General features: G+C 61.2%; 18 protein-coding genes and 2 pseudogenes. 10 read left to right on the forward strand and 10 right to left on the reverse strand.

Going from position 1 to position 22,325, the window contains the following annotated elements; translation table 11 throughout:
• Positions 1 to 98: 98 nt before the first annotated feature.
• Positions 99 to 1,256 (reverse strand): iron-containing alcohol dehydrogenase, encoded by a 1,158-nt coding sequence (locus tag OKW44_RS22235; protein ID WP_018419950.1) that lies wholly within the window; start codon positions 1,254 to 1,256, stop codon positions 99 to 101.
• 934 nt (positions 1,257 to 2,190) lie between these two features.
• Here OKW44_RS22235 and OKW44_RS22240 point away from each other — a divergent pair.
• Together OKW44_RS22240 and dctA are read left to right on the forward strand one after the other, a co-directional pair.
• A complete protein-coding gene (locus tag OKW44_RS22240) occupies positions 2,191 to 3,120 on the forward strand; it encodes a LysR family transcriptional regulator (protein WP_018419949.1) in 930 nt (309 codons plus the stop codon).
• Positions 3,117 to 4,418 (forward strand): C4-dicarboxylate transporter DctA, encoded by a 1,302-nt coding sequence (dctA, locus tag OKW44_RS22245; RefSeq protein WP_026225690.1) that lies wholly within the window; start codon positions 3,117 to 3,119, stop codon positions 4,416 to 4,418. Before OKW44_RS22240 ends, dctA begins: the two co-directional genes overlap by 4 nt.
• Positions 4,419 to 4,433: 15 nt before the next feature.
• Here dctA and OKW44_RS22250 read toward each other — a convergent pair whose 3' ends face one another.
• The 4 genes from OKW44_RS22250 to OKW44_RS22265 form a co-directional block, all read right to left on the reverse strand.
• Positions 4,434 to 5,216: a substrate-binding domain-containing protein gene (locus OKW44_RS22250; RefSeq protein ID WP_018419947.1), complete on the reverse strand. Its 783-nt coding sequence runs from the start codon at positions 5,214 to 5,216 to the stop codon at positions 4,434 to 4,436.
• Positions 5,217 to 5,261: 45 nt separating this feature from the next.
• Positions 5,262 to 6,560, reverse strand: a complete 1,299-nt coding sequence (locus tag OKW44_RS22255; RefSeq protein WP_026225689.1) for an MFS transporter — start codon at positions 6,558 to 6,560, stop codon at positions 5,262 to 5,264.
• Between the two features lie 139 nt (positions 6,561 to 6,699).
• Positions 6,700 to 9,399, reverse strand: coding sequence for a CoA-binding protein (locus tag OKW44_RS22260; protein ID WP_280785259.1), 2,700 nt, complete (start codon positions 9,397 to 9,399; stop codon positions 6,700 to 6,702).
• Between the two features lie 10 nt (positions 9,400 to 9,409).
• Positions 9,410 to 10,708: an ATP citrate lyase citrate-binding domain-containing protein gene (locus OKW44_RS22265; RefSeq protein ID WP_280784005.1), complete on the reverse strand. Its 1,299-nt coding sequence runs from the start codon at positions 10,706 to 10,708 to the stop codon at positions 9,410 to 9,412.
• Positions 10,709 to 11,759: 1,051 nt separating this feature from the next.
• Between OKW44_RS22265 and tnpA the strand changes: the two genes are divergently transcribed.
• The 4 genes and pseudogenes from tnpA to OKW44_RS22285 form a co-directional block, all read left to right on the forward strand.
• Positions 11,760 to 12,152 carry an IS66-like element accessory protein TnpA gene (gene tnpA / locus OKW44_RS22270; protein ID WP_280784007.1) on the forward strand — a complete coding sequence of 131 codons (393 nt, stop codon included), beginning with the start codon at positions 11,760 to 11,762 and terminating at the stop codon, positions 12,150 to 12,152.
• Positions 12,149 to 12,493 (forward strand): IS66 family insertion sequence element accessory protein TnpB, encoded by a 345-nt coding sequence (gene tnpB, locus OKW44_RS22275; protein ID WP_026225368.1) that lies wholly within the window; start codon positions 12,149 to 12,151, stop codon positions 12,491 to 12,493. The genes tnpA and tnpB overlap by 4 nt, the downstream gene beginning before the upstream one ends.
• A 30-nt stretch (positions 12,494 to 12,523) precedes the next feature.
• Positions 12,524 to 14,080, forward strand: a complete 1,557-nt coding sequence (gene tnpC / locus OKW44_RS22280) for an IS66 family transposase (protein WP_280784009.1) — start codon at positions 12,524 to 12,526, stop codon at positions 14,078 to 14,080.
• Positions 14,081 to 14,597: 517 nt separating this feature from the next.
• A pseudogene (locus OKW44_RS22285) lies at positions 14,598 to 14,810 on the forward strand (transposase); the annotation flags it as partial.
• Between the two features lie 224 nt (positions 14,811 to 15,034).
• On the opposite strand, the gene OKW44_RS22290 reads toward OKW44_RS22285, so the two are convergent.
• Together OKW44_RS22290 and OKW44_RS22295 are read right to left on the reverse strand one after the other, a co-directional pair.
• Positions 15,035 to 16,000, reverse strand: a complete 966-nt coding sequence (locus tag OKW44_RS22290; RefSeq protein WP_018419938.1) for a Tim44 domain-containing protein — start codon at positions 15,998 to 16,000, stop codon at positions 15,035 to 15,037.
• A gap of 82 nt (positions 16,001 to 16,082) precedes the next feature.
• Positions 16,083 to 16,574 (reverse strand): CBS domain-containing protein, encoded by a 492-nt coding sequence (locus tag OKW44_RS22295; protein WP_026225688.1) that lies wholly within the window; start codon positions 16,572 to 16,574, stop codon positions 16,083 to 16,085.
• A gap of 147 nt (positions 16,575 to 16,721) precedes the next feature.
• On the opposite strand from OKW44_RS22295, the gene nhaR reads away from it, so the two are divergent.
• Both nhaR and OKW44_RS22305 read left to right on the forward strand, forming a co-directional pair.
• Positions 16,722 to 17,618: a transcriptional activator NhaR gene (gene nhaR / locus OKW44_RS22300; RefSeq protein WP_018419936.1), complete on the forward strand. Its 897-nt coding sequence runs from the start codon at positions 16,722 to 16,724 to the stop codon at positions 17,616 to 17,618.
• A 524-nt stretch (positions 17,619 to 18,142) separates the two neighbouring features.
• Positions 18,143 to 18,451, forward strand: coding sequence for a DUF4148 domain-containing protein (locus tag OKW44_RS22305; protein WP_018419935.1), 309 nt, complete (start codon positions 18,143 to 18,145; stop codon positions 18,449 to 18,451).
• Positions 18,452 to 19,326: 875 nt separating this feature from the next.
• On the opposite strand, the pseudogene OKW44_RS22310 reads toward OKW44_RS22305, so the two are convergent.
• The 3 genes and pseudogenes from OKW44_RS22310 to OKW44_RS22320 form a co-directional block, all read right to left on the reverse strand.
• A pseudogene (locus OKW44_RS22310) lies at positions 19,327 to 19,467 on the reverse strand (transposase); the annotation flags it as partial.
• 17 nt (positions 19,468 to 19,484) lie between these two features.
• The gene (locus OKW44_RS22315; protein ID WP_018419933.1) at positions 19,485 to 19,802 is read right to left on the reverse strand and encodes a TFIIB-type zinc ribbon-containing protein; all 318 of its coding nucleotides are present in this window, start codon (positions 19,800 to 19,802) and stop codon (positions 19,485 to 19,487) included.
• Between the two features lie 98 nt (positions 19,803 to 19,900).
• On the reverse strand, positions 19,901 to 20,731 hold the full coding sequence (locus OKW44_RS22320; RefSeq protein WP_018419932.1) for a TerC family protein: 831 nt from the start codon (positions 20,729 to 20,731) through the stop codon (positions 19,901 to 19,903).
• A 143-nt stretch (positions 20,732 to 20,874) separates the two neighbouring features.
• On the opposite strand from OKW44_RS22320, the gene OKW44_RS22325 reads away from it, so the two are divergent.
• Positions 20,875 to 21,759 (forward strand): LysR family transcriptional regulator, encoded by an 885-nt coding sequence (locus OKW44_RS22325; protein WP_018419931.1) that lies wholly within the window; start codon positions 20,875 to 20,877, stop codon positions 21,757 to 21,759.
• A 122-nt stretch (positions 21,760 to 21,881) separates the two neighbouring features.
• Positions 21,882 to 22,223: a hypothetical protein gene (locus tag OKW44_RS22330; protein ID WP_018419930.1), complete on the forward strand. Its 342-nt coding sequence runs from the start codon at positions 21,882 to 21,884 to the stop codon at positions 22,221 to 22,223.
• Positions 22,224 to 22,325: the final 102 nt, after the last annotated feature.

The following is a 22,325-nucleotide window of genomic DNA, read 5'->3' on the forward strand; positions in this document are numbered from 1 at the left end:
GGAATAGGGTCTTGCCTTCCGATGGCAAGAGCTGTTGTTGCATCTGAATGACCGTCACTTCGACAGATCAGATGCGGTTTTTTTTAGGGGGAATTCGCTTACCAGAGACCGCGGTAGAGCTCGACCATTTCCGCGACCGAGGGCACGCGTGGGTTATTGCCAGGCGAGCCAGAGGCCAGAGCCTGCTGTGCCATGGTCGGCATTAAGCTGAAGAAGCGCTCGCGGTCGATGCCAAATTGTTCGGGCATCGGCACCTGAAGGTCAGCGTTGATCGACCGCAATTCATCGAGCAACCTGGCATTGGCGGTCTGCGTACTGTCCTGCCTGTCGGCCACGCCCATGGCACGAGCGCAATCAGCGTAGCGTTCTTCCGCCGCCGGGATCGAGAACGCGGTCACACTGGGCAGCAGCATGGCGTTGGACAGGCCATGGGGAACGTGGAAAAAAGCGCCGATCGGTCGACTCATGCCGTGTACCAGCGCCACGGATGCAGCGGAGAACGCCACACCCGCGAGCGTCGAACCGAGCATCAGGGCTTCGCGGGCGGCTGTGTCCTGGCCGGATCGATAGGCTTTTCGCAGATTGGGGCCAATCAAGCGCATGGCCGCCAAGGCCTGACTGTCGCTGTACAGGTTGGCTTTCTGGCTGACGTAGGCCTCGATCGCGTGGGTCAGCGCATCAATACCCGTATCGGCGGTGACGCGCGGCGGCAGGCTGAGGGTCAGGTTATAGTCGACCAAGGCTGCCACGGGCATGAAGCCGATGCCCACACAGAGCATTTTTTCGTCGTTCTGCTCGTCAGTGATGATCGTGAAACGGGTCACTTCCGAGCCGGTTCCCGCAGTGGTGGGCACCGCGATAATTGGCAACCCAACCTCGGTAACAATGCGCGGAAATTTATAGTCGCGCATTTCTCCACCATGCTTGGCAAGAATGCCAATCGCCTTGGCGCTGTCGATCGGACTGCCGCCGCCCAGTGCAATGATGCTGTCGTAGTCCCCTGCGCGAGCCTTCTCCACGCCAGCTCGAATCGAGTCAACCGTGGGCTCGGGGACTGTATCAGCGAAAATTTCGGCTGTCCTGCCATTGGCGGCGAGATCCTCCTGAATGCGCCCGGCATAGCCCAGCTGCACCATCATCTTGTCGGTGATGATCAAGGGGCGACTGCAGCCGAGAGTCGCCAGAACCGTGGAAACTGTCTCGCTGGCGTTGGCGCCGACCTGAAGGATGCGCGGCAAAATCACTTGGTTAGACATATCGAATCCAGTATTAATGTCGGTTAAATATAAAAAGCTATCCGGGATCTAATCATTAATTGAAGTCTTCGTCTCGATGCCTTGTCTTTTTGATAATTTAGATAATAAAACATCGATATCTTTGATATTGGGAATGGTGAAACTTGCCGGAGCGGTATGGTTTTCGGTGTTCCTTAATTCCCAGTTAGGCATCACCTGTTCGAGAGGTCCCTGCAGGCGTGCATCGCGATGACGCAATAAATCCCGCGTCATTAATAGAGATAGCAGCAAGGTGATATGCCCATGGCCGGGCCGGCCGTGTGTTGGCCGAAGTGAATGGCCCCTGACTTCGTAAGCCGGTAGTTGATTAAGCTTCTGTCCATATGACTCATCGACTCGTCTCCCGGACCCGCAGATTTTCTGCAATGCAGGTCATCATTGTCATAGGTAGCCGTCAGCACTGATCAATCGCGTTTCGGCTGCAAGCTGCCGTGGCGGCGCGCTGAGGTTACTGTCGGGTAGAACGAGGAGCGGGTAAAGCAATAAAAAAGACGATAATGGGTCCGCTTTACTTATGGCTTTGGCCGTCGGGGCGAGGTGGAAGGCTATTTTTGCCCATCCCCCGAAATCTGAAATCCTCCGAAAACCGCTGCCAGGCTTGGCTTTGAGGGGTGTACTGCAGCAAAAATAGCCGACCGGTTTATTCTCCACATCGGGGATCGAACTCCCGCAAGGCGTATTGCAAGTCGAGGTCACGACGGCTGTTCTTGCCATCCTTCGGTCCGGGCTTCGTGTCGCTGCAACGCTGTGCCTGACTATCGCTTATCGTATCGGGTCGGCTCCCGATCCCGCCTTCGGTAACCCCCTCGCGGGCTAATCGCCGGGTGTTGTCCTCAATGGGCGCTTTGACCCGCATCATGCAAAATAGCCGCATCGAAAATGCGGAGGATGGCCCGTGGGTGTCAACTTCGACCTGAACGATTTGCAGGCGTTTCGAGCCGTCGTGGAATTGGGTAGCTTCCGCAAAGCAGCGGAGGCGGTCAATATTTCGCAGCCAGCGCTGAGCCGGCGCATCGAGAAGCTCGAGGCAGCGCTCGGTGTGCGGCTCTTCGAGCGGACCACTCGCAGCGTGACGCTCACCACCATAGGTCGCGTGTTCGCCCCAAGCGCGGAACAACTTCTCGACGATCTCGATGTCGCATTGCTCGGCATCCGCGACGTCTCCAGCAGCCGCCTCGGTCATGTGACCATCGCATGCGTGCCGTCGGTCGCCTACTATTTCCTGCCGAGCGTCGTTGCCGCCTATCACAGCCGCTATCCGCGTATCCGGGTCAAGCTGCTGGACTCGAGCGCCAACGAAGTGCTCGGCTCGGTCATCAGCGGTGAAGCCGATTTCGGCGTCAGCTTCATGGGCAGCCAGGAAACCGAGGTCGAGTTCAAGGTCCTGCTGCAGGAACGGTTCGTCGCCGCGTGCCGTCGCGATCATCCCCTTGCCCGGAAAAAACAGGTGACCTGGAACGAGCTCTATGAACACGAATATGTATCCGTGGACAAGACTTCTGGCAACCGCCTGCTGCTCGATCAGGCGTTGACCAAGGTGGCGCCGGCAACGCCGAGCGTCTGCGAGACTCGCCATGTCACCACCATGCTCGGCCTGATCGAAGCGGGACTCGGTGTGGCAGCGGTGCCTTCAATGGCAATGCCCATGCGCGATCATCCGATTTTGACCAGCGTGGCGCTCGTCGATCCGGTCGTGACGAGGCGAGTGGGTATTGTCAGACGCCGGGGACGTCCTCTCGCGCCGGCCGCGCAGCAGTTCTATCAGACGATTCTCGACACGAAGCGCAGCGGCATGGCCCGCGCGGCGAAGAAGACCCCGAAATGACACTGCCAAGGCCATTCCGGCTGCTTTACGTCCAGGTCCTGCTTGGAATGGGACTCGGCATGACCGTCGGGCACTTCTGGCCACAGGTAGGCGCGTCGCTGAAACCGCTCAGCGACGCGTTCGTCGCGCTGGTTCGCATGATGATCGGGCCAATCGTCTTCTGCACGATCGTCATCGGCATCACGTCGCTTGCGAGCGGCTCGAAGATCGGCCGGACCATCGTGAAAGCGCTCGCGTTGTTCTACGTGCTCACCATCGTTGCGCTCGTTCTGGGCCTCGCGACCGCGTTCGCGCTGCATCCGGGTGCGGGACTGCACATCGACGCGCATCATCTGGACACGGCCATCCTGGCGCAGTATTCGACGCGCACGCAGTCGCACGGGCTCGTCGAGTTCGCACTGCATCTGATTCCGGAGACGCTTGTCGGCGCCTTCGAGAAAGGCGAGGTTCTGCCGGTCCTGCTGCTTGCCCTTCTGTTCGGCTTCGCATTGAACGCCAGCGGAAGCGCCGGACGGCGAGTGCAGGAATTCATCGATAGCGTCGCACACGTGCTATTCCGCATCCTCGCGCTGATCATGCGGCTTGCCCCCGTCGGGGCATTCGGCGCGATGGCGTTCACGGTGGGCCGTTTCGGCATCCGTTCGATTGGCTCGCTCGGCATGCTGATGTTGTCGTTCTATGCGGCGTGCCTGCTGTTCGTCGTCTGCGTGCTCGGTCCCCTCGCACGCCTGCATCGCTTCTCCCTCTGGCGTCTGCTGCGCTACATTCGCGAGGAACTCGTCATCGTGCTCGCGACGTCGTCGACCGAACCGGTGCTGCCACGTCTCATCGTCAAGCTCGAAGCGCTTGGCTGCGACAAGGGCATCGTGGGTCTCGTGCTGCCCGCCGGCTATTCCTTCAATCTCGACGGCACGGCGATCTACCTGACGCTCGCCTCGATGTTCATCGCGCAAGCGTGCGATGTACACCTCTCGGGCGGCCGGATCGCGACGATGCTCGTGGTCATGCTGATCACGTCGAAGGGCGCGGCGGGCGTGTCGGGCAGCGGACTGGTTGCGCTCGTCGCGACGCTCACCGTCATTCCCGATCTGCCGGTTGCAGGCGTCGCGCTACTGGTCGGCATCGATCGCTTTATGTCCGAGGCGCGTGCCCTGACGAGTGTGATCAGCAACGCCTGCGCGGTGATCTTCGTATCGATTTGGGAGCGCGCCTGCGACCGAACGCGTCTGAAGGATGCATTGAGCCTGGCGCATGAGCCCGAAGAAGCTTTCGATCAGCCCGCCGACCTGCCGGGCTGAATCGTTGCCGTCGTCTCAATGCGTGGCGACGGAATCGAGCCCGGTCGATGTCACCTCCGGCTGCACGGCGGGCGACGCGAGATAGTCGAGCAGCGCTTTCGCCTCCTTCGGATGCTGCGCGCCGACCGGGATGCCGGCCGCAAAGCGCGTGACGGACTGTATCGACTCCGGAATCTTGCCGACGTAAGCCGCGCCCTTCACCGGGAGCAACTCGCTCACCTGCTGAAATCCCACTTCGTAGTCGCCGGTTGCAACCACCGACGCCACCGGGATCTTCGGGATCATTTTCGCCTTGTTCTTCACCTGTTCCTCGATGCCGAGCCGCTTGAACAACTCGCGCTCGATATAGACGCCGCTCGCGCTATCCGAGTAAGCGATCGACCGTGCATGCAGCAAGGTTTCCTTGAGCGCCGCCTCAGACTCGATGTCGGGCTTCGGCGCGCCATCGCGCACGACCATCCCGATGCGCGAATCCGCGAGCTCGACGCGCGAATCGGGGATCACCTTGCCCTGCTTGATGAGGTCGTCGAGTGCATAGCCGACCATGATCACCACGTCGGCAGGCTCGCCGCGCTGAAGCCGGTTCGGAATGGCCTCCGGCGACTTGCCCATCGACGGTCCGAGCGCGGTATCGAGCGTGTTGCCTGTGGACGCCGCGAACTTGGGGCCGAGCAGCTTGTAGGCGGCGGTGAAGCCGCCAGAGCTCATCACGTGCAGATCGGCGGCCTGCACGTTCGCCGCAGCGGCGCCGCTGCCGAGGAGCGCCGCGGCGCAGAGTTTCAGAAGGATGGATTTCATGGTTGAAAGAACGTCAGGCTGAAGTTCGAGGAGCGAAGCGATGCTTCAGGAAGCCGCATGCAGCGGAATGCGATGGCGCCGATACAGTGCGAGTGTGGCGCCGAGCCCGCACACCGCGGCGAAGCTCATCCAGTAGCCCGGCGCGGCCTTATCGCCCGTCATGTGAATGAGCGCGGTCGAGATAACGGGTGTGAAACCGCCAAAGACCGCCGTCGCGAGGCTGTAGGCCAGCGAGAATCCGGCGACACGCACTTCGACCGGCATCACTTCGGTGAGCGCGACGATCATCGCGCCGTTGTACATCCCGTACATGAACGAGAGCCAGAGCAGCACAAGCAGCATGTTGACGAAGCTCGGCGCGTGAGCCAGCAGCGAAAGCGCGGGGTAGGCGGTCGCAATTGCCAGGATCGTCATTCCGAGAAGGAGCGGACGGCGTCCGATCCGGTCCGATAGGGCGCCACCGATCGGCAGCCAGATGAAGTTGGAGATCCCCACGCACAGCGTGACGAGCAGGCTATCGGCGGTGCTCAGATGCAGGACCGCCTTGCCAAACGTCGGCGCATACACCGTGATCAGATAGAAGCTCGTGGTGGTCATTGCGACCAGCAGCACGCCCGCGATCACGACATTCCAGTTCTGCACGAGCGTCGTAAAGACTTCTTTCATACTCGGGCGATGCTGGCGCTGTTTGAATTCCTGCGTTTCCTCGAGATTGCGCCGCAAGATGAAGATGAACGGCACGATCATGCAGCCGACGAAGAACGGCACGCGCCATCCCCACGCAGCGATCGCCGCCGTATCGAGCCACTGATTGAGCGAGAAGCCGAGCGCGGCAGCGATGACGATCGCCACTTGCTGGCTCGCCGACTGCCAGCTCGTGAAGAAACCCTTGCGGCCCGGCGTCGCCATCTCGGCGAGATAAACCGATACGCCGCCCAGTTCCGCACCCGCGGAGAAGCCCTGCAGCAGACGGCCAATGAGAACCAGGGCCGGGGCGAATAGTCCGATCGTCGCATAGCCGGGCACGAACGCGATCAGGATGGTGCCGCTCGCCATGATCGACAGCGTGACAATCAGGCCCTTTCGGCGACCGACATCGTCGATATACGCGCCGAGGATGATCGCGCCGAGCGGCCGCATCAGGAAGCCCGCGCCGAACACTGCGAACGTCATCATCAGTGAAGCGAACTCGCTCCCCGCCGGGAAAAAGACCGCGGCAATCTGCGTGGCATAGAAGCCGAACAGGAAGAAGTCGAACTGCTCCAGGAAGTTGCCTGCCGTCACGCGTAGCACGGCGAATGCCTTCGATTGCCCGGGGGCCAGCGGGGGTGAGGAGGGATGCATCGAGGTGTCTCCAGAAATTTTGAACTTGCGGTGTTCGGGCGATTTGTTGTTTGTCGAATGTTCGCCCGGACCACACGAAACGATAAGTGCTATTTTCGAAACGATTGATGTCCGTTGGTTATCAGTGTCGGCGAAGCGCTCAAGCTACGAAGCGGCACTGGGACGCGGGCGTTCGGGTGTCCATGTTGCGTCCGCGGTTGAGGTGATCGTCGATTTCCGCCGCGCAGCCGAGCATGCGCGGATAAAGGAAGATCGTGAATGCGGCGGTTTCCAGATCGGTCTCAGTCAATTCACCACGTTGCAGCGGCTGCCACAGCATCTTCAGCAGCAATGCGGCGATCACCGCATCGACATTGACGCAATAGACGTTGCGCGAGACGCCTGCCTCGAACAACGCCTGCACCAGCTCGCGGTAGCACGCATGGAACACGTTATATTCCCCACGCTTCTCGCTCAAGTCGGCGATGAACACTTCGCGCGGGTCGTGGTTGACCGGTCTGTCCTTGAAGACGGGATGGTTCACGCCCGGCAGCTTCGCGATATCGAGGCTACCCGCATGCTTCTGCCGCGCCTTGTACTGCGCATAGCGCTCGACGGAGCGCTCGGCGAGCGAGCGCAGGTCCACGCCGTGGCCGGGCTTCGACGGATCGTCCAGCGCGGTTTCCCTGAAAGCATCCATCAGGAACGCGATACCCTCGTACCCGTTCCCGCCGTGCGTGTAGCCGGTATGCGAGAGAAAGCCGACCAGCGCCTTGTTGAGCTGCACGCGCTCGGGGCTTTCCGGGCCGTCGGCGGATACCGCGCCCTTTGCTCCCTGCGCCGAGATGGCTCCCGGACCGTTGGTGAGCAGCAGACCGACGAGCGTCTTGAAGGCGAACAGATCGTTGGGCCCCGGCGCGAGGTTGAGCAACGCGGCAAAACAGATTTCTGTCAGGCTGCGTTCGTTCAGCAGCGCTTGCGTGGTAAAGCCGCAAAAGCCGTCGGGACGGTGTCGCGAGGCGTCAGCCGATGCACCGATCAGCGTCCCAAACAGCATGCTCCACCAGGGCAGGCTTTCGGCGGTCACGCGCGAGATGCGCTTGCGCATGAGCGGGCCCCACGCCAGCGTCGTCGTGATCGCGGCCAGCACCGCGTCGCCGGTCGGGTGAGCGGGCTGAGACGTGAGCCAGCGCACGAGGACCGATCTGACTCGACGCTCGGCGAGTCCCGCGAGCATTGCTTCGGCGCGCAAATCGCGCGTGTCGGTAAAGAGCGGCTCGCAGCCGCTGACGTCGATCCGGGCGATGTCAAAGTTCTCGTCGAGCGCACTCGTAAGACCGGCTGCCGAGAAGCGTTCGATCATCCATTTCGCGGCATCCCGCGCCGCGCGCTGACGTTTCGGCCCGATGATCGAGGCCGCGGCGGCCAGAATGGCGTTGGGTGCATTGCCGGCCTCGCGTGCGGCTTGCGCCGCCGCGAGTTCCGGCGTTCCGTGCAGATTGACGAATCCGGCGATCGCGACATCGATGAGCTTCTCGTCGTTTTCTCCGCCGAACTCGTGCAGCAGGGCAAGGCCGACGTTCGCTTCGAGCGAACGCGTCGCGGCCTCCAGCATCGACGCGCCGTGCAGGCTGCTCACTTGCGTTTTCGCATCCATCTGCGATGCGCCCGATGCGTCCTTGAGCGCCTGGCGCGGAGCGATCACGCCGATCTGTCGATTGACCTGATGGACCTGCTCGTTATACGGCGCAACAGCTTCCACGACCGGAATCGCGAGGCCGTCCGGCAGCGCGATGCCCTGATCGGAGCCGAACCACGGCTTGAGTGCGAGACTGCCCTCCGAGTCGAAATCGGGCATCGTCGCGTTGGCGCGCATCACGGCGCTCAGCGCGGCCGGGATGTGCGCGATGTTTGTCACCACGGCACCCTTCGTCGAGCAGCATGGATCATCCGGCGTGAAGAGGCGCTCGACGCCGAACTTCTGCATGAACCAGCGTTCCTTGGCTTGCGCATCGTCGTTGCCGCCGGCCATCGCGCCGGCGTGGCCGACTGCCCGCGTGAGGCGGCTCTTCCACCGTCCCACGACGCACGCGACGACTGGCTTCGTGAAGACCGCATCGGCCTCGTAGTAGCCACCCGGTTCGCAGTAAAGCACCGCAGCCTTGCTGCGCGCATCGTTGGCGAGTGCGAACGCGAATTCCGGCGCGGCATAGTGGATGTAGACGTCCTTGCCGCTCGAGATGACTGTCGACGTGCCCCAGCCACCCATGCGCAGGTATTGCGCAATCGTCGTGCTGAAGCCACCGGAGTTGGAGAAGATCGCGATCGAGCCCTTGCGCAACGAATCGTCAGGATTGTCGCCGCCGAGCGCTCCGCCGATCCTCACGCGATTCCACGAATCGGCGACGCCGAGGCCGTTCGCGCCGAAGATGTCGATGCCCGCCTGCTGGCCCATCGCGCGGATTTCGCGGGCGTCGTGGACCGCGATTTTCTCGGTGATGATGAAAATCTTCCGCAGCTCGGGATTCACGCGAATCAGCTCAGCGACGCCGTCGCGGGCCGCGGACGGCGGCAGGTAAACGACGCCGCAGTTGAACCGGTGTCCCGCCTGCAGGCCCTCACGGACGTTGTTGTACACGGGGATATCGCCGGCCGGCGTCGCGAGCACTTGCCCGCCCTTGCCCGGCGCGGTGCCGAATACGACGTTACCGCCCGAGAATGCGTGACTCACCGGCGTCACGTCCGACGATTCACCGCCCAGGATGTTGAGCACGCACACGCGATCCTCGCGCGTGGCGATCTGTGCGAGTGAGTTGACGCCAACGAAGTACCTGAACGTATTGCTGCCTTGCTTGTACATGTCGATCTCCTCAGGCATGAGCCGTTCCGGTTTGCCTCGGTGACGCGCCAATCCTTGCTGCGATCTCGGTGCGGCCGCCGGCGCGCATCCAGGCGTCCGCCTGGCGTGCGTACTGGATCACTTCGCTGATGTCAGAGTCGAAGCCGAACAGCCGGTAGGGCAGGCCCAGCGAGTCGCAGGTGTCCCTCAGCGCCGACATGCCGCGCACGAGGTTCGGGCCTCCCCGGCCCAGCACGACATAAAGCGGTGTCGCTCCGTGCCCGCTGAAGTGCTCGCGCAGGGCGTCGGCCATGGCGCGCAGCGTCTCGTAGATGTCCGTGTTATTGGACTTGCCGCCGATGATGAAGAGCACGTTCGCCTGTTCGAGCCAGTGCCTGAAACAGATGCGCGCCACTTCCTTCATCTTCGCGTAAGGCGGATTGCCGCCGAAATCCGACGAGATGATCGCGGCGTCGCCCAGCATTTCGGTGACGAGCGAGTTGGCGCCGCCGCCGAAGGTAGGGGCGAGGATCGTCCCCTTCTCGTTGATCACATACACATCGCTCTGGCCCTGGTGGGTGCGAAGCTGGTTGATCTCCTGCTCAAAATCCGAGTAATCGGCGGCGAACAGATGAGGCGGCAGGCCAAGCCGCGCCCAGCGCGGATCGTCGCGATCGAAGCCGCACTTGAAGTCGCACGCAACCGGCGTAAGGCGACCGTGCCTGTCCTCGCGCATGCGGATCGGGTTCAACTCGAGCGTCGTCATGCCGAAGTCGTGAAAGAGTTCCCAGAGTTTCGGCAACTGCTGCACGAGCGGCGAAATGATCTCCTTCGGCGCGCCGATCTCGCTCAGTGCATTCGCTACGACGAACGCCTTCAGCCCGGTCAGCGCGTCGAACGGCACCATCGCCACCTGCTTCGGGTCGACTTCCTCGATGTCCATGCCGCCCATGTGGGAGAGCGTCATGGTCGGTGCGCGAAAGCGGGTGGAATCCGTGATCGAGAAGTAGACTTCGTGCGTGGCCGGCACACCGGCTTCGAACGTGACGCCATTCGCCTTCGCCTTGATGTGGCCGACGGTATGCCCGGCGAAGTAGAGCCGCTCCTTTTCCGCGAGCGCGGTCTTCAGGTCGGTCGCACGGCCAAGCAAACCTGCCTTGCCCTTCTTGCCGACTCCGCCCTTGAAGACGGGCTTGATGAAGATCTGGCGATGACGGTCGATCAGCGCCTTGACTTCCTCTTCGCTGGCGCCCGGACCCAGGATTTCGCTGGCCGGAAATCCGACGAATTGCAGCAGGCGCGCGCCGTGCAACATACCGGTGATTTGCATGAAGTTGTCTCCTGAAGGGCATAGCGATATAGAAAGAAACGGGTGTTCGGATTGGTCGTTTGGCGAAAGCGCCAGGCGTGACAAGCGGCCGTGACGCCGATGGCGTTCGGAATGCGTTGCTGATGTGTGTTGAATTGTCCGGTGCTCGAACCGGCTGGGGCTCGAGACGGCCCGGCCCAAGGGGCGATCGTTAGCCGCTCCAGGTGCGCCTTGCGTTGTACATAGCCTTGTCTCCGATGCGTTTTACTTTCGTTCCAATCTCGCTGGAACCTTGAGTACAGATACTCACGCAAATGGAGTTACGCGATAAGTGCATTTTTTCGAAGCATTGATGTTTGGACGTTATCAATGCAGCTGGATGAAACGTGGCATCACCGGCCACGTTCCTCCGCTGCCTGTCGGGGCAGACGGGTCAGCGGTTCAATCTGTGATGTGACTTTCGTTGATGGTCCGTCATGCGCGAATGAAGCGCCATTCGACATATGCAAGAGACCCTATCTCAGCCAGTTGAGACTCACATCGATGCCTTCCTGTGCGGCCTGGTCTATGAGTTCGTGCAGCGTGTACCCTCTCTCCCGCGCTGCACTGATCTGTGTCCGTATGGATCTGACGCCGTCCCCCACCTTGACTGACTCGCTCGTCTTTCGCCTTTTCGGGTAGCGCATCAAGCCTGCGTCCGAGCGCCTCGCACTGCCCTCGCGTGAAACTTCTGATGACCGGCATGACTCGCTCCGACACACGACCTTCATTGCATCTTGCGCAGGTGTTCACGTGCCGTCAACACCAGTTGCGTGCAGTTGTCGGCGCGGATGGAATAGATCGGAATACAGAGGAATTTGGCGGAACAGGAAATATTTTTTGGTGTTGATCCCAGTTCTCTTCAATGCACATGGACTTTCACACGCTCACTGCTCACGCACACGAGCGTCAACAGAACTGGTCAGCATGTGCTCGTCGATTCACCGTAAGCACCTCACGACGACCGTCGTAGACGGCGGCGAGAACCGACATCAAAGTGGTGCCCATCATTTTCGATTTGATGGACATCACTGTGACAGAGTCGGAAGCCAGGCCGGGTAGCCGCAAGGGACGCCCGAATTATGATCGCGAGTTTCGACGCCGGCTTGCGGCCGCGGCATGTGAGCCTGGTGCGTCGGTCGCGAAGCTGGCGCGGGACAATGGCATCAATGCAAACATGCTGTTTACCTGGCGGCGTCGCTATCGCGAGCAATTGCAGGCGGAAACGACGTGCCTGATTCCAGTGGCGGTGGTTCATGAGACGCCGCCGCAGCGCGTGGCGATGCCCCCAGATCCAAGGGACGTCTGCAACCGGACTGCACGAGCCGGGACGATCGAGATCCGGTTCGGTGACGTGGTAGTCAAGGTCAACGGCGTTGTCGACGCCGACACGCTACGCGTCGTCCTGGGGAGCGTGCGATCGTGATCTCTCTACCCACGGGTACACGCGTCTGGCTGGTGGCAGGCGTCACCGACATGCGCTGCGGGTTCCAGGGGCTGGCGGCAAAGGTGCAGACGGCGCTCGAGGACAATCCGCTGGGTGGCAACGTGTTCATCTTCCGGGGCCGGCGCGGCGATCTCGTGAAGGTCATGTGGGCGACCGAAGACGGGCTCTGGCTTCTTGCGAAGCGGCTTGAGCGTGGTCGCTTCGTCTGGCCACACGCCGATGGCGGCAAGGTCCATCTGACGGCGGCGCAACTGTCGATGTTGCTCGAAGGCATCGATTGGCGGCAGCCGCGTCGTACGGCTGCGCTGTCGATGTTGTAAACCGCGAGGAAGGCTCGTAAACTGCGCCACATGTCGAACGGCGCTGAACTTCCTGACGATGTTGCAACCCTGCGGGCCTTGCTGGTCGAGGCGCGTGCCCAGCTTGCCGAACGCGATCTGGAGATCGGGCAGCTCAAGGCGCAGATCGACAAGCTCAAGCGCATGCAGTTCGGACGCAAGTCCGAGCAGTTGGACCGGGAGGTCGCGCGGCTCGAAACCGCGCTCGAGGACTTGACCGGTGAGCGTGGTGTCGCTGATGTGCGACGCGCCCACGAATCAGGCGCGAGCACGCCTGTGGGCGACGCATCGCCGAAAGAAGCGCTGCCGCCGCATCTGCCACGCGAAGAACGCGTACTCGACGCCGACGCGACCTGCCCGAAGTGCGGCAGCGCCATGCAGCCGCTCGGAGAAGACGTGTCCGAGCAGCTCGCCCGCGTCGCGGCAATGTTCAAGGTGATCCGCACGATCCGGCGCAAGACGGTCTGTCCGTGCGGCCACCACTTCTCGCAGCCGCCCATGCCCGGCCTGCCGATCACGCGCAGCATTGCCCATCCGAGCCTGCTGGCCGACATCCTCGTCTCGAAGTACGCTGACCACGCGCCGTTGTACCGGCAGTCGCAGATTGCCGCGCGCGACGGCGTGAAGCTGGATCCGGCCAGCATGGGACGCTGGGTCGGCCAGTGCGAGGCCCTTTGCGTGCCGCTGACCGAGGCACTGCGCCGCTACACGATGGCACCGTCGAAGCTGCACGCGGATGACACGCCGATCCCGGTGCTCGAGCCGGGCAGGAAGAAGACAAGGACCGGGCGACTGTGGGTGTATGTGCGCGATGACACCCGTTCGGGCTCGACCGAACCGGCCGCGGTGTGGTTTGCTTACTCGCCCGACCGCAAAGGCATCCACCCCCAGACCCATCTCGCTGGATTCGAGGGCATCCTGCAGGCCGACGCCTACAGTGGCTTCAACGAACTGTACGAGAGCGGCAAGATCCGTGAAGCTGCATGCTGGGACCACGCGAGACGGTACCTCTACGACGTGCATGCCCGAACGCCTACCGAGGCGACCCGAGAGGTGCTCGAACTGATCGGTGGACTTTACGGCATCGAGGCGGACATCCGTGGCAAACCCGCTGCTGAACGGCTGTGCGTGCGGCAGGAGAAAAGCGTGCCGCTGCTCGCGACCATCAGGACGTGGATGACGGACAAGCTCGCAACGCTGTCGAAGAAATCCGAACTGGCCAAAGCGATCCGTTACTCGCTCAACCAGTGGGACGCGCTCGCGCTGTACTGCGAAGAGGGTCGTGCTGAGATCAGCAACGCCCTGGCCGAAAACGCGCTGCGCTGTGTGAGTCTGGGCCGCAAGAACTTCCTGTTCGCCGGCTCCGACAGCGGAGGCGAGCGGGCAGCCGCGATGTACGGTCTGATCGGCACATGCAAGCTCAACGGGATCAACCCGCGCGCCTACCTCGAATACGTCCTGACCCATATCGCTGACCATCCCATTAACCGCATCGACGAACTGTTGCCCTGGAACGTGGCCACGAAGCTGCCTCGGCAGTCTGGCCCATCGGCGTCTGCTGACACGTAACCCGATTCCCGATCATGCCTCACGCGGGCGCCGCGTTGCGGACGGCCGTCGCGAGGTGCTTACGATTCACCTTGAGGGAGAACCGGAACACGTTCGATGTTGCTAGCCAGCAAACGCGATACTCACCTACCTTGCGTCGCCATCGCTACGGTGCTTCCATTCACGGCCATTCGACTTGCACAGGCATTCACGACCACGCAACGGCGCCTCCAACATCAGTGTGATCTGCTCTATACCCAGTGATGCGTCGGGTGTCGCCACGTCTGATGCACTCGGAGATCAACCGGCCATGCACACGCAACCTACTTCGCTGCATCACTGCATTGAACGCACGACACACTGCGACTACATTGAAGCGAATTTCTGTTGCACATGGCTTGTACATCCTATGCACGGAGGTCACACATGGCGCAGAAAACAACATGAAAATTGAGGTATGGCAGGATAGGCTTGCGCCGGTTTTGGGCGCCATGGGCACCCACTCCGACACGCCGCACCCGCTCGCAGCATCAGTGGCTTCTGCGATCCGCACAATCCGCGGCAACGCGGGTCGAACGAAAATACCAACGGACTCCTGAGACAGTATCTCCCTAAAGGAATCGATCTCTCAGTGTATTCGCAGGCAGAACTCAATGCCGTCGCCAGGCGACTCAACGAACGTGCGAGGAAAACTCTAAACTTCGATACACCGGCTGAGCGATCTCATCAATCTGTTGCATCGACCGGTTGAATCCGCCGAGTGGACCGGCCATCGCAATGACGGCTTTGTGTGTTGCGCGAACGGCAACTATTGGCCGACTATCGCCTGATGCGCCCAGCGTTTGCCACTCCGCAAGTGGCGCTCGACTTTCTCACGCGCGGTCGTTGGCGAAAGGTTGGTCTCAGGTAGTTCCGCGGCGCGCGCCACCCTCACGAGTAACCGGCAGCAGGCCGCTGCCGGTTTCAACTACGCTCTCATCCGTCAATTTGCTGAATGCCGGCCAGTCGCCACGCCTGGTTGCCACGTGCGTCGCTGACCATGTTCCAGACTTCCTGGAACGGCTGGGCAGTCGGCGCATCGTCTTCCCGCATTTGACCGTAAAAGCGAACGCTAACCAGCGTTTCATCCGCATTGCGTTCTGTGCCAAGCAGTTCCGCGTCAAGTTGCGTGACTTCCGTATGACTCACCTGGCGACCCCGAGCTTCGAGATCCCGCTTGATTTGCGCGAACATCTCCGGCGTCGTCAATTCGAACAGGTCACCCTGCTCGTTCCGGTCCCATGCGCCTTGAAGGCGCATGAACAAGGTCTTTGCCGATACAAGAAACGCCGCCTGATCTTGCTCGAGTGGTAGTCCCGTTGTCCTCTCCGTGTCCGCTGCTCCCGTCGAACCCATCGCCGCGTTCGGCCAGCCCCGCAAGTTCGCTTCAGGCCGCGCTTGCGGGATCTGATTCAGAAACCGTGAGCCGTTCGTTTGCTGGCGGTTCACGGGACCGTGTCCATAGGCAAGATCCGGACGACGCCGGTTGGCGATAAAGCGGAATAGCATCACGCCGGCGAAAATCACCGCCCCGATCAGCAACGCATTCGACAGCATCTGCGCCAGTTCTTCGCCCAGGCCAAACGACGACAGCAATGCTGCAATCCCAAGGCCCGCAGCGAGACCAGCCAGCGGGCCCATCCAGCGGTTACCCGCTGGCGCAGCAGGCGCCTGCGCGGCCTGTTGTGCCGGCTGTGCCTGTTGGCTTCGCTGCGCTTGTCCAGACGGCGACGCCGTCTGCGACTGCCGCCCGATGCTTTGACTCCCGCCTACGCGCTTCGCCTCGGCGTCGTTCGACGCCACGGCGCCCAGCGCCAGCAGTCCCGCCAGACCGAGCGCGGCCGTCCCGCGCGTGACTGCACCGGCAGCACCTCGTAATTTGTTGATGATTTGCGTGTACATAAAAACCTCTTTCGATGAGTCGGGAAACTGCCCGCAACGCGCTCCATTTGCGCGCGCAAATACATTACGAACAGTAATATTTTTAGCTACGCAAGCTCGCCGCCGGTTGTGCCTTCGATCCATCAAAAGCGGCGTGAAAACCGTTGCCGTGGATGTAGTGCACCAGTTGCCGGATGGTGTGTTCCTGCTCGGAAATCAGGTTCTTGATCAGATCGCCGATCGACACCATTCCTGTCACCTGCCCTGCGCTGATCACAGGCAGATGGCGAATCCGATCTTCTGTCATGATCGCCATGCACTCGTCCGTCGTCTGCTTCGGGCTGACATAACGCACCGCCGTCGACATGATGTCGCGCACAGGCGTATTCGTTGACGAGCGTTCCATCAGAACGATCTTCCGGGCGTAATCCCGCTCCGTCACGATGCCGGCTATGCGCCCGTCGTGCACGGCGATGAGCGCTCCAACCTCCCTGTGAGCCATGATCGATATCGCGTTGCAAACCGAAGCGGATGCCTCGATCGACCACACTGTCCGGGAAGCTTTCGCACGCAGCAATTCTGCAACCGATGCCATATGTCACCTCTGTCAGCTGTCATGAAACGCCGCCGACACCTCGGGGCGAGGTTTCAAATCTAACTGAACCCATACCGACATAAAATTCGTATTTTTATTGTCGATACCTCGAGAAAATCGTATCTTTCCGTAATCGACGGAGGGTACGTGAATTTCAAGCATCTCTATTACTTTTGGGTCGCGGCTCGCGCGGGCGGCATCGTGCGCGCGGGCGAACAGTTGCACATCACGCCGCAAACGCTCAGTGGCCAGATCAAGCTTCTCGAAGAGGCGCTGGATAAGAAGCTGTTCAGGAAAACCGGCCGCACGCTCGAACTGACCGATGCGGGGCGCCTCGCGCTCGACTACGCCGACGAGATATTTTCGTTAGGTTCGGAACTCGAAAGCGCTGTGCGGCGCGAAAGCGAATCCGGTGCGCAAACGCGGTTTCGCGTCGGGATCGCGGATTCGGTCCCCAAGGCGATTGCGTACCGGCTGCTGGAACCCGCGCTGAGCGCGTCGGCGTCGCTGCGCATGATCTGTCACGAAGGCAAACTGCACGCGCTGCTCGCGCAACTGGCCGTGCACCGCCTCGATCTGATCATCGCGGACGCCCCCATTCCCGTCGACGTCAACATCAAGGCGTTCAATCACCGCCTCGGACGTTCGACGCTAAGCTGCTTCGGAACCCAGGCGCTGATTCAAGGCAGCAAAAAACGCTTCCCGATGTCGCTCGACAAGCTGCCGGTGCTACTGCCCGGCACGGAATCCGCCGTGCGGCGCAAGCTGGATCACTGGCTCGCCTCGCACGCCATTTCGCCGCGCATCGTCGGCGAGTTCGACGACGGAGCGATGACCATGGCATTCGGCCGCGAAGGCCGCGGCCTGCTGTTCGCGCCAACCGTGCTCGAAAGCCAGTTGCAGACAGAGCACAACCTGACGATAGTCGGGCAGATCAATTCGATCGTCGAGGAATTTTTTGCAATCTCTATCGAGCGCCACATCAGCCACCCGGCTGTCGCGATGATCATGGACGCGGCGCGTAGCGAACTGTTCAACGTTTAGGCGGGGCCGTTTCTGTGTAGGATGACCTCGCGATGCCGGCAACACCCTGGTTTGAGCACGGTTGCGGCCCCTTACGTAGCAGGAACGCGGCGATCACCTCGAAGGTCTCGATGCGAACGCACGCGTGTTCAATTCGATGATGACAATAGCTACTACCGCTATTCCATTAGAGCGATGAGCAGATTGCTAATGTCCGCGAGAAGCACGCATGCGTTTTATATCGAGTCGACGTCCATACGCGATCTATCCAAAGTTTGCGGCCGACGGCTCGCCTGATCAAACGGCCGGGCAGATGAAGGCTATGGCCGTTTCCGATGTGAACGCGACGTTCGAATGTCCTCGTGAGAGCACGTGCCGGTGGGTGGTGATGGCCGCACCCGGCCGGATGGCCACGCACTCGCATAAGCACCACGAATTGAGCAGCGGCGATAAATGAATAGGCTCCAGCAAGACGGTGGGCTTGATTCGAAGGACAATACTCAGTCTCGATCAAACTTCATCGCTTCATTGGAGGAAATTGGGCCATGAAGAACTCGCCGAGGACCTGGCCGGCGCTTCCTGCGTTGATTCTTTCGCTCGCTGGCTGCGCTGCGGGCGGCATATCGCAAAGCTTGCCGCCATTAAGCGCTGCGCAATGCCGCGACCCGGCCGCGCTCAGGAACAACGCCCCTCCCACCCCTGAGCGAAGCCGGAGCGAACTGGCGGCCCTGAGGAAAGCGGGCTACGACCCATCACCATGGTTCGATCCACACTACCCGGAGGATCTGCAGGCGGCGCAGCGTCAGGTCGATCGTTGGTATCAGGCGGAATGCCAGCAGGCGGAACCCGACTAAGGCGCCCGGCGTCGTCCGCGATACAGCTGCGCTGACGATGATCGCAATGCGATAGTTCCATTGGGCCGATTGCGCCTTGCGAGCCGAGAAATGGAACCGTGCAAAGGTCGCCCATCGACCCTATATAGCCGCCCTTCGACCAACCGCTGACTCAGTGGCGGGTTTCAAGGGCGGATTCAACCGGTGGATGCAACACACTGAAGACTGCGCAAGCAGTGGGAGTGTTGCAGATGAAACAGCGACGCCGGATTTACTACAGCGAGAAGCAGAAAGCGCTGATGTGGGAACGTTGGCGGAAGGGAGAGTCTCTCCAGAAGATCGCCCAGCTTTTTGACCGGAGGTGGATGCAATAGTTTGCTGGAATCGTTCGGCGGGCGTCTCGTAGTCCAGTGTCTTTCTTGGACGCTCCGTTCACGTTTCTCGGGGTGCCCTTCTATGAGCAAAAAGTTGTCAAGGTTGTTTACGAACTAGGTCACAAATTATCGATCGAGTACCCTCACGCCTCGCCGGAACGAAGTAATCAATGCTGCAAATCAAATCTAGGTTTCAGGTCTGAAGCCGATCGTCGCGCTCGTGAGATCCAACGTCGCTGGGTAGCCAGGCGCGGTTGCCCGCGCCCAGCCCCTGAGAACTGTACGTGCAAGTTTCCCCGCATACAGCTCAAGCCTCCGCCAAGGCATCTTTCGACAGCCGCTTTCACAACTTATTTCCGGCGTACTTTTGACTTCCATGACAACCGGGATGGTGCAGTTGAATAATGCCCGCTGCAATCGATCCGCCGTCGGTTCACAATGAAGCGGGTCACCCAAAGGGGTGTTGCTGCGTCCATTTGCTTCCCCTCCGTTAAGATGGTTCTACCTACTCTCTTGTGACGAGAGGGCACGCACCCGTCGATTGCCCTGCTTGCTGATGCCCTGATCTGTGCGGGTCCCGCTACTGTCGTATGGCTGTGGTACGAGGCCCAAGCACGCGCCGACTTCACGCCGGTTGTGGAATGCCCGCCAGAACAGTTCGAGGGCAGGAGGCATGCAGGTCAGTCAAAGTCGAACATATCGAACAGTGACTTCTTCTTGCGGCGCGGATCGTAGTGCTTGCGCTGATCGCCGTGGTAAGAATCGTTGCGCCGTCCCCCCTGCTGGTCATGGTGGCCGTCGCGGTCGCCGTAGCGCGCGTCGCGCTCGACCTGATTGCTTCTGTTGTCCGGTTCGGGCGTGTCCTGCATCTGGGTCAGCAGCTTGTCCAGCTCGCCGCGATCGAGCCATACGCCACGGCATGTCGGGCAATAGTCGATCTCGATGTTCTGACGCTCGGTCATCAGCAGATCGGGGGTCTTGCAAACGGGGCACTTCATTGCGTTGCTCCTTTCGTAACGTTCAACCTTTGTGCTGGCGGTCGGGGCGGCGTTCAACCGCCCCGATACTTCTGTCAGTCCGCTTCAGTCCGCTTCGTTCAGTTCGAGAAAGCCGAACCGCTGGTCTGCGTCTTTTCAGACCTTGCTTCGGAGCCGGCTTCACGCTCCGCTTCCAAAACTGCCGCCTTGTGCTCGCGCTTGTCCTTCCTGCGCCGCGCCATCATGTTCATGCCTTCGACGAAGGCTGCGAACGCCATGGCCGTGTAGATGTAGCCCTTCGGCACGTGCGAACCAAAACCTTCGGCAATCAGCGTCATCGCGATCACCAGCAGGAAGCTCAGCGCAAGCGTGACGATGGTCGGATTGCGCTCGATGAACTTCGACAGCGGGCGAGCCGCGAACAACATCGCCGTGACAGCAGCGATCACTGCAATGAACATGATGGGCAAGTGATCCGTCATGCCGACCGCGGTGATGATGCTGTCGACGGAAAACACGAGGTCGAGCAGCAGGATCTGGCCGATGGCAGCCGTCACCGTCAGGCCGCCGACGCCCATCGCAGGATTCGTGTGCGCCTCGGCGTCACGGCTCACGTGATGGTGCATTTCACGCGTGGCCTTCCACACAAGGAACAGACCGCCCGCGAGCAGGATCAGGTCGCGCCACGAAAACGCGTGATCGAACACGGAAAACACAGGCTCGGTGAGACGCGCGATCCACGCGACGGTGCCCAGCAGGCCGAGCCGCATCAGCAGCGCCAGGATGATGCCGATACGCTGCGTGCGCGCGCGTTGCGCTTCGGGAAGCTTGTTGCTCAGAATCGAAATGAAGATCAGGTTGTCGATGCCAAGCACGATCTCCATCACGACGAGCGTCACGAGGGCAACCCATGCAGCGGGATCGGCGGCCAGGGTCAGCAAGGATTCCATTTGCGAGCGTCGTTCTCCGGTTGAGAAGAAAACGGCTGATTACTGGGTCACAGCCTGTGGAAAGCATGATCGCCTGGCGCCGTATTCGAAAAAACCAGTGATAAGCTGACGGTTGATTCGGTTTTTTCGAAGTGAGGCCACACATGCTCAACTACCGGCACTTGCACTATTTCTGGGTCGTCGTGAAGGAAGGCGGGTTTGCGCGCGCCGCCGAACGGCTCGACATGGCGGTGCAAACCATCAGCGCGCAGGTGCGCGAACTGGAAAAATCGCTCGGACATCAACTGCTGAAGCCCGCCGGACGCGGCGTCGCGATGACGGAAGCGGGACAGGCGGCGTATGCGCGAGCGGAGGAAATCTTCCAGATCGGGCGCGCGTTGCACGACGAAGTGCGCGAAGCGGCCAGCGGGACCGTCGCGCGCTTCGCGGTCGGCTTGACGGATGGCATTTCGAAGCTGGCCGTCCATGCCATTCTTGCGGGCGTGCTGGGCACGCCTTCGCTACGGCTGCTCTGCCACGAAGGCGAAGCGGAAGACCTGCTGGCGGAACTGGCGCATCACCATCTGGATCTCGTGCTGTCCAGCCAGCCCGCGCCGCACAACTCGAATCTGCGTCTATCCAGCGAGCGCCTGATCGCTTCGCCGATCGACTGGTACGGGCCGGCCGCCGTGGTGCGAAAACCGCTTGTCGATCATTTTCCGCAATGCCTCGCGTCGCTGCCGGTGTTGCTGCCGACGGGGCACTCGTCGCTGCGTTCGCGCCTCGACCGCTGGTTCGAAGCGGAAGGCATCCGGCCACGCGTCGCGGGCGAGTTCGAGGACAGCGCGTTGATGGCGCTGTTCGCGTCGCGCGGCATGGGCGTGTTTCCGCTCGCGGCGTTCGGCGCCGAGCGCAACGATCCCACGCATCGCGGCTTGCGCTGGCTCGGCCGCTCGCCGGAAGTGAAGGAGGAAATACACGCAATCGTGTCGCGGCGCGGGCGGCATCATCCTTTCACGCAAAAGGTGCTGAGTGCGGCGCATGCGTGACCGCGTTCGCGATCACGAAAAAGAAGGTTCGGTTTTTCCGAAGCTGCATTTCCGTTATTTCTGCTTTTTCCTCGACGCCTCCTCACCGTACTCTTGAGCCGTACCCACGAAGGAGGTGTCTCATGCAAGTCCTGTTCAAGTCCCGCGACCGTGAAGCCGTCCGTCTGCGCAGCTTCGCGCGCCAACGCATCCGGTTCGTGTTTCGCCGCATGGACTGGCTGATTTCGAAGGCGACCGTCAGCATGTCGGACATCAACGGCCCGCGCGGCGGACTCGACAAACGCTGCCAGGTGCAGGTGCAGACGCCCGATGCGACGCCTGTCGTCGTGACGTCGATCGCAAGAGACTGGCGCGGCGCACTCGATCTCGCGCTGGCCCGCGCGGCGCGTTCGATCATCCGCAGGCAGCAGGCGCGCATTGCGACTCGGGGTCCCCGTGATTTTGATGCCGTTTACGGGCGATGAACAAGGTACGCGCGAATCCTATGAAGACAGATAGCAAACGTCTTGTGCTGAAATAGCAACATTACATAAACCTTTCGATTATCCGGTGTCAAAGGAGAGTTG

Origin of the sequence: Paraburkholderia lebeckiae (assembly GCF_050436325.1) — a bacterium.
In the GTDB taxonomy this organism is placed as follows: domain Bacteria; phylum Pseudomonadota; class Gammaproteobacteria; order Burkholderiales; family Burkholderiaceae; genus Paraburkholderia; species Paraburkholderia tuberum.